We start from the raw sequence: 13,846 nt of genomic DNA on the forward strand, positions 1-13,846 counted from the left end.
AGCCGGCTGGCGTCCGGGTAGTCGTCCCGGCCGCGCTGCCGCCACCAGCGGCGGATGGATTCCACCGCGAACTCGCCCGTGTCGTGGTCGGTCCCGACGTTGACCCAGCCGGTGTTGCGGGCGATGTCGTAGATTCCGTAGGGGATGACCACGGGCTGGTCGCTGGTGATGAAGGTGTGGCAGTCAACACGGATGGGGTTCTTGCTCGGCCGCCAGGTGCGGCCGGGGCGGTCGCGGTGGCCGAGCCATTCCTTGGCTTTGGTGTCCACGCTGATCAGCGGCTGGCCGCCATCGAGGAAGGCTGCGGCGGTGGCGTTGATGTGCGTGAACTGGGCGTCCCGGTCCGGGTGGCTGGCGCCTTCTGTGGTCTTGGCGGTGCCCTGCAGGCTGTATCCCAGGGTGTGCAGCAGGCGCCCGACGGTCGCCGCGCTGACGGGGTGGCCCTGGGTGGTCAGCGTCGCGGCCAAAGACCGCAGCGAGAGGGTGGTCCAGCGCAACGGCGAGACCGGATCGCCCCGGGTCGTCGGCTCGATCAGAGCCTCCAGCGCGGGCAGCAGACCCGGGTCGGTGACCGTCACTGGCTTGCGGCCGGCCCCTGGAGCCCGGATCCTGCCGGCCGGCAAAGGGCTTCCAGACAGGTCGGAGATCCCGCGTGTGATGGTGGCCGAGCTGATGCCAGAAGCCACGGCCACCAGGGCGATCCCGCCGTGGCCAAGCGCGGCGGGATCGCTGGCCAGGTAGATCCGCCGACGCCGTTCATCGAGATGAGGAAGGAACTGATCGAACTTCGCTCTCAACGCCACAACCGAGGCTCGAGCGGACGTACCCGCAGTCACAGCTCATTGTCCCGCCAACACCCCGACACCGAGCAGTAATTGAAATACGAGCCCCGGCCGTGCCGGAGTACTGGCGCTGGACCCCGGCCGAACGGACCCCTTTCTTCAGGAAGCCGGTGTCGTCCACGATCAGCACTGCCTCCCGGTCGCCGAGGTGCTCGACGACGTATTCGCGCACGTCGTCCAGGACCTCCTCCGCATCCCACTCGATCCGGTTCAGCATCCGGTGGAGGCGGTCCGGGCCTGCGTGGCCGGCTTCCTCCGCCAGCGTCCAGCCGTTCTTCCGCTGCAGCGGAGCGATCAGGCCCCGCATATAAGCCAGTGCCGACTCCCGGGGTTCTGACCTGCTGAAACGGTGCATGAATCGCCCATGCACAGCTTCCAGTTCGCCTGTCCACAACCTGACATCAGCAAGGTCCCCACCCATGACCACACCAACGACCAACCTGGCCATCAGTCACGGCAAGCACCGTTGCAGTACTAGTCGAATTCAGCACGGAAGGCGATATTTATACCGACGCAACAGCCGTAACACTTACTGGCTTTATAGACGAGGAAGGACATCTTGCCGGCCAGCGCATAGTGAATGTACGCATCGAGGCACTACCATCTAAGTTTTCGCAGTTCAGCAGAATTTTGCCAGCTCGTGAGTGCACCCGAAAATGCCACACTGTGCCCCTTTATTCCTGCAGCGTTAAAGAAAGCTAGAGGCCCCACCAGAAGAAAATCACAGCGAGGCCTCAAAACTTTTACATCAGGGGTCGCCGGGGCACCTCAAACACCAAAGAAGGGGGACGACCACAGCGATTAACGTCACCGTCCGGGAATCGGCAATCTACTGCCAAGATCGATTGCGACTGGGCGGAAACGGGCCAAATAGGCTGCCATATTCACCCGTATCATCGCTAAAATCAAAATCTGGACCCGCACTCTTGACGGCCATATGAAGTCGAGCCGTCAGGACCAGGGGTGATTCGAGAGTCAGACCGAGCGCCTCAGCAACACGGGATTGCTCAGCACCTATCGCAGGCCGATTCGCTACCAAATCACGACAGAGAAAATCCGCTGCCAATTCCATGGCGGCCAGATCCCCACCCGCAGAATACTTCAAACAGTCTCTCCAATAGGGAAATCCCACCACCACCCCGAGGGCCTCACTCAAATCTGTCGCAATAATTCCAGCGTCGCCCTCCGAACTCGCATACAATACCGGGCGAGCAGATCCAACGGTTCCACACAGGTAGAACACTCCGCCCGTAAAATCTCCGGCGATGGGTTCGACCATGAGCCCGGAAGCCAGCCGGGCAGACTCGTCACCCACCTTACGCCGGACATCAAATTCGAACACATCCGCCAGAAGGGCCGCGACCTTTACATCTTCCTCTATGCGCTGCAGCAAATCAGTAGAATCTCGCATCACGCCACCCTACCAGAGCCCAGTAATATCACTCACGGAACGCGCCAACCCAGACCAATAAAGCGGGGTGTGGTGCAGACATCTCCCTGTACCACACCCCGGCCACACTACTACAGCATTCCTATCCTTCGATAGTATGCAAACAGTCCTTGAATTCCCGAATTAAAGTAGCCCGGATCCCCGTACTGCTGCTGACCTATTCGGCGCAGGTCCCAAATATCGCGAGCAAGGACAGTACGGAATGGTAGACCACTCTCAGCCGCCTTGGTAGCGCGGCCCAAGTTCTTATACGTCCTTGTCAGCGCGTGATCAGCCTGCTTCATCACGATCGCCCCGCCCTCGTTCCTAGCGAGGAATCCAAGGCCATCCTGCGGCATGTGATGGGCCTCCAGGCCGTCACCCACCTTCCCTGGACTGAGGTCGCCAAAGCGCCCAGCATCATTCTCTGCCACGGTCTTGCAGCTTGCATTGTGAACAAGTATTGGAGTCACGCCCGCCAGCACATAGTACGTGTGGAGGTTACTGACGGACAGGTTGTAGACCTTAGCTTTCAGGCTAACCCAGCGCTTGACCTCTACAACCTTGACATGCCCGCCCGTGTTGGTGCGGAGCCACTGGCCTGACTTGAGCTCACCGGCCTCGACCCATTCTCCTGCTTCCGGAAGCCAGAACGGGTGCCCCGCCGTGGCGGTTATCTGCACGGGTCGATCACCAGCATCGGCGTTGATCTCTACAAGCTGCTTCCGCCCTTCGCCCTTTATCTCCGCAGTGACGGTCTCCGCATGCGAGGACCCATCCTTCGGGTCGCCGGCGAGGACCTGGTCCCCCGCCTCTACTTCTTCGATGGGTTTCACGGAACCGTCGGCCATGAGAACCATGGTCCCCGGAACGAAACTGTTACAGGGGGTCAGAGACTTGACCTTCGCCGTGAAGTTTCGGGAACCCTGAACGCCACTCGGACGACCTCCGTCCTCGAAGGCCCCGGCCCTTACCGACTTCTCTATTTCCAGGCTGTTCAGGAAATTTTTCATTTCCTCGGAGCAGCCCAGGGCATTCTTCCCCATGCAAAGGTTTACCGCATCGGATATTTTGTCGTCCGAGGTAGCCTGATAGCGAGAGTACGAGGAAGTTACGCGAGCATTTATCTGAGCCTGGAAGGCGTTCATGAACTTTTCATAAGCCTCCCCGCCAAGGTAGGCGGCCGCTGCCGCGGCTATCGCATCTCCCGTTGCGGCGCTTTCTTGATTGAAAAGGAGATCCGGGTCGTCCTTGTCGTCAAGTTCCGAAACAGTCGTCCCGTTGTACTTCGCGTACTCGCTGGTCGGCGTGGTGTTCCACGAACCGTCAGCGTTGGGTGAGCAGCTGACTCCGTTGTTGGCGCAGTCGTCGGGTGCGAGGCCGGTGGGGTCGCTGTTGGAGACGGGGTTGCCGTTGGCGTAGGTGTACCCGTTCATCTGGAGCGGGTCGGTGAGGTCGATGAGGGGGTCGGCGGAGAGGAAGCGGCCGGTGTTCTGGTCGTATTCGCGGGCGCCGATGTGGGTGAGGCCGGTGGCGGTGTCGTCGATGCCGACGCCGAGGTAGCTGCGCTTGTTGGGCCAATCGGCGGGTTTGGCGCCACGGGGCTCGCCGTAGGGCTTGAAGTTGCGGCGGGTGACGGGCTGGGTGCCGCCGGCTTCGACTGTGGTGTGGGCGGTCCCGAGGTGGTCGGTGAGCAGGATGTCGAGGGTGTGGACGGTGGTGGACTGGTTGGTGGTGGAGCGCACCACGGTGGGGGCGCCTGCGTGGCTGTAGGTGCGAGAGGCTCGGGTAATGAGGCCGACGGAGTCGGTGGTCAGTTCAGTCTCGCCGAGGTACAGCGTGCTGCCGGCGGGTGAGTTCTCGAGGATGCGGTTGCCGGCGGCGTCATAGACGTAGGTGGTCTTACTGGACTTGATGGAGTTGGTGCCGTCGTCGTAGCTGACGGTGTTCGATTCGAGCTTCTGCTCGGGCATCCACTGGAGGTTTTGGTCCGGGGCGAGCCCGTCGGGCAGATCGCGGGTCTTGGTGGTGCCAGTCGGGTTGTAGGTGTAGCTGCTGCCCTTGCCCGTGGGTGTGGAGACGACGGAGGTAAGGGTGTGGGGCTGGGTGGTGCTGTAGGTGTGGTCGTACTTGGTGTTCTTGGTGGTGTCGCCGGCCGGGTCGTGCTCGGTCATGGTGGCGCGGTTGCCGAGCCAGTCGTAGGTGAAGGACTGGCGGTAGGCGGCCTGGCCGGTGACGGCGCCGGTGAGCGTTGCGGTGGAGGTGCCGGTGTTGGTGGCGATGGTGCCGGTAGCGGGTGCGGCGTTGTCCAGGTTGGCGGGCGTGGTGTTCGCGGCATGGGCGGCGTCGACGACGGGGCCGCTGGAGGGTGTGCCGGTGCTGTTGTAGCCCCAGGTGGTTCCTGTGGCGGCCTTGCAGCCGATGCCGGTTCCGTTGGGCTTGATGTTGGAGGTCCAGGCGTGGACCAGTTCACCCATGGCGTCATAGGTGAAGCACTGGTTGTCCCAGGTCGTGAGGGTGGGGGTTTCCGCGTTCTGCCGTGCGCTCGCGGTGATCATGCCGGAGGCGTCGTAGGCGTATCCGGTGTCGGAGATGCGGTGGGGGCCGGCGGTCTCGCGGTCGGTCACGGTGCGCATCAGGCGGCCGGTGTGTTCGTCGATGAAGTTGGTCGTCCAGACGCGGTAGGGCTGTGCGCTGGAGACTGCGCGCAGGACTTCGCCGTAGGGCGAGTAGGTGACGTCGGAGGTGTACCAGGCGAGGCCGGAGGTGGATTCGGGCAGGCCGTCCTCGTTGTAGCGGGTGATGACCTTCTCGGCGGCAAGGCCGCCCTTGGCGGGGAGGGTGACGGACAGCGGCTTACCGGTGAGCGTGTAGGTGTAGCTGTAGGTGTACGTGCCGTGGAGGCCGGTGGTCATCGCGTTTTGCGGGATGACGGTCTGGCGCCCGGTCGGCCGGTATTCGGTGTCGTAGCCGGTGACCCGGTCGATGTACTCGTCGCCGGAGGGGGTGATCCGCTTGGCCTCGTAGGGCAGGCCGAGCGCCCCGTCCTGGTCGTAGGTGAATTTTTTGATGGGCGTGGCGGTGGTGGTGCCCGCGCTGACCGCGGTGACTCGGCCGAGGGTGTCGTAGGTCGTGTAGATCGACTGCTGGAGTTCGTCCGTGACGCGGTTGGGGCGGTCGGCTTCGTCGTACTGCGTTTTGGTGGTGCCGGTGTCGGGGTCGGTGGTGGTGGTGACCCGGCCCCGTGCGTCGTAGGTGTACGTCCAGGCGTTGCCGGCGGAGTCGGTGACCTTGTCGCGGTTGCCGCGCTTGTCGTAGGCGTAGGTGGTGGTGCGGACGTTGCCGGAGCCGGTGTGGTGCTTGATCTGAGTGACTCGGCCGAGGGCGTCGGTCACCGTGGTGACGGTGGGACTGGTGGAGCCCGCGGGGTCGACGGTGACACTGGTGTCGGCGTTGTAGGTCGTGACGCTCGCGGTCTGCCGTGCCATCCCGTGGTACGGCGTCTGCCTGACCGGGCGTTCCAGGCCGTCGTAGGTGGTCTTGACCGAGTTCGGGACGAGGGTGGGGGACTGGACCTTGAACAGTTCGGGGGTGGGGTCGCCCTTGGCAAGGTAGCCGCCGGTCTGTTCGGAGACCAGGCCGTGGTCGTTGTAGTGGGTGTCGGTGACGATGCGCCCGGGGCCGTGGGCTTCGGACTGGGTCTGGACCTGGCGCATCAGGCCGTCGTAGATCGTGACCTGGCTGGCGTAGGTGCCGTCGTCCTTGAGTGTCTTGACGGTGACGGCCGCCGGCCGGGTCTCGCTGGGCGTGGCGGTTGCGGCCTGGTAGGTGATGTCGACGTTGGACGTCTGGGTGCCGGCCGAGCGGGAGGCGGACCATCCCTTGGTGAGGCGGCCGAGGTCGTCGTATTCGGTGCGGGTGACGCGCCCGTTGGGATCGGTGACCGTCAGCGGAAGGGCGCGGCCCGGGTCGTAGGTGGTGGTGGTGATGTGGGCCTTGGCGTCGACCGTCTTGAGGGTCTTGGTCGAGGTGACCGGTCCGCCGTTGTCGCCGCCGGGGAGGTATTGGGTCTCCGTTGTGCCGGTTCCCGGTGCGGTGATGGTGCGGGGGCGGCCGAGGGGGTCGTAGGTGGTGGTCGTGGTGATGGAGTGGGTGGTGCCGGTGCCGTCGATCTGGTCGATGGCGGTGACGAGGCCCTTGGTGGGGGTGGCGCCGTGGGTGAGGTTGTCGTAGCGGGTGTGGACCGAGCCCTTGAGTTCGGTGGTGGGGTCGGCGGTGGCGTGGCCGGCGCAGGTGGTGGCGGTGGTGCTGAGAGTGGAGGGCAGTCCGATCAGCCACGTGGTGGTGTTGTGGACGTAGTCGGTCTTGGTGCAGGTGCGTTCGGAGAGGGTTTCTCCGCCGGTGCCGTCCGGGGTGACGACCGCGGTCTCGACTGCGGTGGGCAGGCCGTAGGTCGCGTCGCGGTCGAGGGTGGTGCTGCGGGCGCCTCGCCAGCTGGTGCCGACGGTCTGGATGGTGTCGGTCCTCTTGACGCTGGTCCGGTAGGCGCTCAGGACGGTGAGGGCGGTGCCGTCCTCGGCCTGCCTGGTGCGCGAGGCCGTCTCGAATGACTTGTCGGGGAAGGTGCGGGTGCGGCTGGTGAACTCGTTCGGCTTTTTGTAGGAGTTCAGGTAGGTGAGGGTTTCGGCGGTCATGCCGGCGTACTGCGGGGCGTCGTCGGCGAGCAGGACGGTGCCGTCGATGGAGTCCGTAACATCGCCTCCGACACCCTGGAAGTAGCGGGTTACAGAGCGCGACTGCGAGGGAGGCGGGGGGACCTCTCCTGTTCTCCACGATGCGCTGGCGAACATCCTCGCGTTACCCTTGGTAACCGCGACTTGGCGGTATCCGCGCCAGTCGCTGTAGGTGCGCAGGGCGGGGCGGAGGAATTCGTCGTCGCTCTTGGCCCAGGCGGGGCCGGAGTAGCTGTAGGCGGTCCTGATGGGAGCGTTGAACAGGGTGGCTACCTTGTCGGTCTGGGTGACCGAGGCGACGACGTACTTGTTGAACCAGGCCTTGGCGGGGGTCTTCTCCTCGCCGTCGGGGGACCAGCGGACCGGGTAGCAGGTGCCGTTGGCCTTGCCTGCGTCGGTGGTCGGCTGGAACTGGCAGCCGCCGGTGTATTCGACTTCGATGTCGGCTCCGGCTTCGGTGGCGATGACGCCGATGCGGGGCCGGGTGAAGGCGGGGCGCTTGTCACTGGAGCCGGTGGGGACGAGGTTGGGCAGCTGCTTGTCGCGGAGGTAGCCCTTGAGCGGGGAGGTGGGCTTCACCTGGTAGTGGGCGAAACTGACGCCGTCCTTGGACTGGACGGTGCCGCCGTTCAGAGAGTCGCCGGGACCGTAGCCCTTGCGGGTGATGGAGTTGAGCCAGAGGCCGGGGGCGGTGTCGTACCAGTCTTCGGGGAAGGACTGGTGCAGGGTGTAGACGTCGACGTACCCCAGGCCGGTCTGGTTTGCGCGGGCTGCCTTGGTGGTGACGGTGTCGAGACGGAGCTGGGTCCAGAACGAGGGGAAGCCGGGGCAGAGCTTGGACGTGCTCTTGCAGTTCAGGGAGCCGGGGGTGTCCCACCAGGGGCGGTACGCACCGGGGTCGCCGGTCTTGGCGAAGTTGGCCTCGTCACAGACGGTGCCGGACTTCAGGCAGCGCTGCTGGACGCCGAACTCGACCGTGGCGGACGCCTTGGTCAGGTCGGCGGCACGCATGCCGTACTCGATCTTGGTGGGGTAGGCGGCGCGCTCGTACTGCTCGGGTGAGTCGCGCTTGTCCCTGACGGCGTAGTAGTTCGTCTCCTGCTTCCAGTTGACGACCATGACATTGCCGTGGACGTCCTCGACCTTGTCCAGGCCCCAGCGCCACGCCTGCTGCCTGGGCTTATTCGTGGCTGGATCCGTGCCGCAGCGGGAGTTGTCGAAGGCGGGGTCGTGGCAGGGTTCGCCGGGGTGGTTGCCGAAGACGGGGACGGTGGAGACCGAGTTGGTGTCGGCGTGACCGCCGCCCACCTTGTTGAGGCCGAAGTGGTACTTGGTGCCGTCGGTGGTAGTGACGGTCCAGTACTCGCCGTTGTTGTCGCCGTTGGCGGTACTGCCTTCGATAGCACGGGTGTGGTGCTGGATGCGGGTGCCGTCGTCGCGCTGGGGGTGGTAGGTCTCGGTACCGGTTTCCGGAGTGCTGCTGGCGTCACGGACGAGTTCGGTGGTGCTTCCGCCCAGGGACATGACGGCGTTGTAGGACACCCAGCACAGGTCGCTGGTCTTGTCGGCCTTGGCGGTGTTGTTGGGGAGGTCCTCGCCCAGCTTGTGGGTGTCGTCCTTGCAGGTGCGGTAGCGGCGTTCGATGAAGCCGGGGCTGTAGTCCCAGCCCTCGCCGATCCAGGATGCCTGGGGCGAGGAGACGGCGGTCTTGCCGTCGACGGTCTGCGAGTTGTAGGAGAGCGTGACGTTCGGTGCGGGGCCGGCCGGTGCGGGCGGCATGGCCATCGGGTAGGACCAGGTGAACGCTCCGGAGGAGCCGCCCGCGCTCCACGTGCCGCTGGAGGCGAGCGGGGTGGCCTTGAAGGAGCCGCCGGCGCCGGCACCGGAGTCCACCGCGCCGATGACGGCCTTGTCGCCGCCCGTGGCGATGGGAGTGGCGGGGGTGTAGGAGGCCTGCATGACCGCGGGGCCGGACTGGGCGGTGCCGGTGGTGGAGGCGGGGGTGACGGTTCCGTCGGCGGCGGTGTCGACCGTCGCCTTCACCGTGTGGGTGACGGGGTCGTTGACGGTCTCGAGTTCCTCGTAGGCCTGGCACGCCTCGTCGAGGGGCGTGGTGAGGTAGCACTCGGGGAACTGCACCAGGCGCAGGCGTGAGGCCCAGTCGGCTCCGTGGAGGAGCTCGAAGGATTTGTAGTTGAGTGCGACGTTGATGGGCACGGAGCCGCTGGCGGGTGCCTGGACCGTGACGAGGGTGCCGACCTTGAGGGCTTCTTCGACGTTCTTGCTGGTGTCGGTGCTGCGGTCGACGGTGCTGCGGTCGAGGACGCTGAACTGCCAGGTGCCGGTCGGGGCGGGCTGATCGGCCGCCTTTCCGGCAAGGATGGGCAGGTCGGAGATCTGGGTGAGCGGGCCTTCTTCGGCCGTCGTCGTCTCGGTGGTCATCGAGGCGGGACTGACGGTAGAGCCGAAGGTGAACGACTCGGTGTCAGGGGCCGGGGTGGTCGTGGTGCCGGCGGGTGCCTGCTGCAGATCGGTGGGGACCTCGACCTTGAGGGTGTTGAGGTCTTTTTCGAACGTCTGGCCGTCGACGGGCTTGTCGATCTCGACCTTTTCCAGGGCGAGCGGGTCGGTGTCGACGATGGTCTCGCGGCCGGTTTCGACGTTCGCCGGGTCGGGCGGCATGGCCAGGGACTGGGCAGGCAGCAGGCCCACCAGCAGCGCGACCCCGATCGCGGGTATGACGGTGCGGCGGGCCCGGCGGCGGGTGCGGCGGTGAGGAGCGAACAAGGCGAGGGCCCTCCGGACCACTTGGAGCGGGAACCGGAGTCGGACCGCAGGTGATGACAGTTCAGATCGGCAGATTCTGCGGTCGGATCGTGAAGGAAAGCCAGAGGTTATGACACTGATGTGATTATGTTCACGGAACGTAATCATCCAGCTACGGTCAAGCTCATCGGTAAGGGGCTTCTTCCGGCAAAGCCACTGGTCAGAGCAGCAAGCCTGGCAAACTGCGTGATCATTACATCAAGCAGTGAAACACCCGGTCCCGGCTTCACTTCCGGCCGATTTCACAGCTTCTGCACCCGGCACAGACACGAGCGGATCCGACATGAAGAGGCCAGGGACCGGGCTGCCACGAACCGCGAGACGCGGCACGGTGCCCGCCCGTCCCCCGAGGAGGCAGGTGACGGCGCGCGGCTGATGGGACATCATCGGCTCGCCCAGCCATGCCCGCGCGCAAGGTGCTCCGCCCCGGACTCCCCCGCTATGACGTCATGGCCGGCTTCGTGGTTTCAGCCGGTGCCCTGAGAGCCCCGGATCCTGGGAAGTAAGGGGTTCTCTCCTGATGAGACAGACATGGCAACGGCCCGCGACCCGGCGCGTGAGCGCCTTGGTGACCGCGGCAGCACTCGCTGCGGGCGGTATCGCGTACGCGGGCTTCCAGGCCGTCTCTCCCGATGGCGCGTCCACGGGGCAGGAAGGCGGCCGGGACGGGAAAAGCGGTCCTCGGACGGTAAGCCAGGCGTCCGCGGCCTCGCTGGCGCGTAAGACGGGCAAGCCGGTGGAGGTCACGGCGCTGCGGACGATCCGTTCGACGACGTGGGCGCGTCCGGACGGGCTGATGACGCAGAAGCTGTACGCCTCTCCGATCTGGGCCAAGGTCGGCCAGGAGTGGAAGGCGATCGACACCACGCTGCGGAGGACGGGCAAGGGCTGGGCGCCCGCGGCCACGAACACCCGCATGGTGTTCTCCGGCGGCAGCAAGGCCGGCGGCACGGAGCGGGCGTCACGCGCACGCGTGAGCCGTATCTCGCTGGTGAAGGGTTACAAGACCGAGGCGGACACGGGAAGTGCGCTGGTCACGCTCACTGTCGGCGGTACGGCCGAGATTCCCGAGTTCCACGAGATCCAGCTGACCTGGCCCGGGCCCGTGCCCGCGCCGATCATCGACGGATCGCGGGCGCTGTATCCGGAGATCTTCCCGGGGGCCGATCTGGTGCTGACGGCCGAGGACGACGGCTTCGCGCAGCTGCTTGTTCTGAAGAACCGGCAGGCCGCGGCGGACCCGCACGTCGCGCAGCTGTCGTACGGGCTGTCCTCGCCCACACTGTCCTTCCGTCTCGACGAGGCCTCGGGCATCGTGGGGGCCGAGGACGCCGACGGTCAGGAAGTGGCCCTGTCGCCGACCCCGGTGATGTGGGACAGCAGCGGCCCCCCGGCCGTCACCGACGGCCAGCTCGGCGCGTCGTCGCAGCCGACCGCGTCCGAGTCCGTCGAACCGGTCAGTACGAGCACCGCCCCGGAGCCCAGCTCCAGTGCGAGCGCCGAGGAGCTGGCCGACGACAACGTCGATCCCGAGGCCGAGGTGCTGCCCACCGCCACGGACGAGCCAGCGCCCACGCTCACCGATCCACCGCTGCCCACGGCTCCGGCCGAGCCCACGCCGGAGCCCTCCCAGACCGGGTCCGCCGCCACGCTGAGCCTGCCGCTGCTCAACGGCCCCTCGCCCGAATCCCGCGGCGACGTGGTCACAAGCGACCTCGGGGACGGAACCTGGCTTCTGACACCGGACCAGGACTTTCTGAACGACCCTGCCACCGTCTACCCGGTCTTCATCGACCCGACGGTCAAGAAGCACACCCAGGACTGGACCACCGCCTACAGCCGTCACCCGAAGGCCACGTTCTTCAACGGCAAGGACTTCAACAAGGGCGGCACCCACGAGGCCCGTGTCGGATTCGAGTCCGACACCTGGGGCACCTCTCGCTCGTACTTCAACATCGCGTTCGACAAGAACCTCCAGGGCGTCAAGATCCAGAAGGCGACTCTGCGGCTGCTGGAGACCTACTCCTGGTCCTGTGACGCGCGGTCCATGTCCGTGCACCTCACCAGTGCGATCGACGCACGCACCAACTGGAACAACGCCCCCGCCCTGACCGACGCGAACCTGGCCGCCTCACCGCGGAGCTTCGCCCACGGCTACAAGACCGGCTGCAAGGACGCCTACGAGACCTTCGATGTGAAGGCGGCGGCCCAGAAGACGGCCGACAAGGGCAAGAACCTGATCACCTTCGGCATGCGTGCCAGGGACGAGAAGACCCAGTACGCGTGGAAGAAGTTCACGGCCGACGGCGACAACGCCCCGGTCCTCGAACTCACCTACAACCGCCCCCCGACGCCTCCGACGAGCCACGACCTCGATCCCGACTTCAGGTGCACCACCACTCCCCCTTACGTCCGGGTCGGCGCCTCCAGCATCACCTTCACCGCCCGCTCCACCGACAAAGACGACAACCTCGCCTCCCTCAACTTCGCCATGTGGCCCACCGGCAAGTGGTCCACCACCGGCAACATGCTCAAGTCCACCGGCACCGTCTCCGTCGGCGCGAACACCTCCGACGCCACACGCACCACATCCGCCTTCTCCACCAGCGGCCTGACCAACAACGTCACCTACTCGTGGAACGTGCGGGCCATCGACGCCGCCGGCTCCTCCTCGGCCTACACGCCCAAGGTGCCCTGCCGCTTCATCTTCGACAATGTCGCGCCCAGGACCCCCAAGGTCACCTCCACCGACTTCCCCAACGCCGACGGCACCGACAACGATAACTCCTTCGGCAACGCCCCCGAAGACTCCAACTGGTCGAAGAAGAAGTTCGGCGCCACCGGCTCCTTCACCTTCCAGGCCTTCAACACGGACGTCGTCCGCTACGAATACGGCTTCAACGCCAACAGCTACCCCCACTCCCTGACCCGTGCCGCCGGGACCTCCCTCACGGCCACCATCAGCAACGTCAAGCCCCCCGCCGCCGGCCCCAACGTGCTGTATGTGCGGGTCGTCGACGGCGCCAACCACGTCTCCGAACCCAGGAAATACTTCTTCTACGTCACCCCCCGCGACCAGGCCGACGCCGCAGGAGACTTCACCGGCGACAAGCTGCCCGACATGCTGACCATCACCGCCGGCGGCAACCTGCGCCTCTACCCCTCGCAAGCGGACAAAGACCTTCTCAAGGGCACCGGCGACATCGACTACTCCATGTCCGGCGCCTACCGGGAGAACCCCGCGAAGGACCCCAACGGCGGCGACAAGGAACAGACGTTCATCGGCCCCCTCAACAACCACTTCGGCGGCGCCCAAATCACCCACAACGGAGACTTCTACGGAGGCGACGGCCTGCAGGACATCGTCGCGGGCGTCGACGGAAAGTGGTGGGTCTACCCCGGAGACGGCTACGGCGCCGTCAATACCACCAAGCGCCGTGAAATCCTGCTGCCCCCCAACGCCCCCTCCCCCTCCACCTTCGCCTACACCCAGATCCTGGCCACCGGAGACGTCACCGGCGACGGCCTGCCGGACCTGTTCGCCACCGCCGGCGACGCACTGTGGGCCTTCACCGGCTACAACGGAGCCTCCTTCACCGAAGCCCGCATGCTCACCAGCGCCCCCTGGGCCACCCGCGACCTCGTCAGCGTCGCGGACATCGGCGGAGACGGCGTACCCGACCTCCTCTTCCGCACCGAGGAAACCGGACGCGGTCTGCTCCTTCGGCATGGAAAGCCCGGCGCGAAGGGGGGTGTCGACCTCACCTCCCTGGCCATCGGCGCAAACTCCAAAACCGGCCAGGACGAGGTCTACGGCACCGGCGGCTGGAACAAGGACTCCATGCCCCTGCTGATGGGCACCCCCTCCGCCAACGGCGACACCATCCCCGACATGTGGGCAGCCGCATCCGACGGAAAGCTCTACTTCTACCCCGGCGCCCCCGACACGCACGGCACCCGCTTCATGGCCAGCGACGTCGGCTGGACAACCAACCGCGCCATCGGCTGACCAGCCA

Annotated in this window: 4 protein-coding genes and 1 pseudogene; 1 reads left to right on the forward strand and 4 read right to left on the reverse strand. The window is 65.8% G+C overall.

The features are described from left to right. The 4 genes and pseudogenes from K7G60_RS22320 to K7G60_RS22335 all read right to left on the reverse strand — a co-directional run. Positions 1–836: ISAzo13 family transposase (locus tag K7G60_RS22320; RefSeq protein ID WP_225802714.1), on the reverse strand; the 836-nt coding region annotated here is incomplete at its 3' end. 52 nt (positions 837–888) lie between these two features. Further along, a pseudogene (locus K7G60_RS22325) lies at positions 889–1,263 on the reverse strand (transposase); the annotation flags it as partial. A gap of 408 nt (positions 1,264–1,671) precedes the next feature. Further along, positions 1,672–2,253 carry a hypothetical protein gene (locus K7G60_RS22330; RefSeq protein ID WP_225802715.1) on the reverse strand — a complete coding sequence of 194 codons (582 nt, stop codon included), beginning with the start codon at positions 2,251–2,253 and terminating at the stop codon, positions 1,672–1,674. Positions 2,254–2,363: 110 nt separating this feature from the next. Beyond that, positions 2,364–9,686, reverse strand: coding sequence for a polymorphic toxin-type HINT domain-containing protein (locus K7G60_RS22335; protein ID WP_225802758.1), 7,323 nt, complete (start codon positions 9,684–9,686; stop codon positions 2,364–2,366). 664 nt (positions 9,687–10,350) lie between these two features. Here K7G60_RS22335 and K7G60_RS22340 point away from each other — a divergent pair. Next, positions 10,351–13,839, forward strand: a complete 3,489-nt coding sequence (locus tag K7G60_RS22340; RefSeq protein WP_225802716.1) for a DNRLRE domain-containing protein — start codon at positions 10,351–10,353, stop codon at positions 13,837–13,839. Positions 13,840–13,846 lie beyond the last annotated feature (7 nt).

It is taken from the genome of Streptomyces sp. NK15101 (genome assembly GCF_020400725.1).
Taxonomy (GTDB): Bacteria; Actinomycetota; Actinomycetes; order Streptomycetales; family Streptomycetaceae; genus Streptomyces.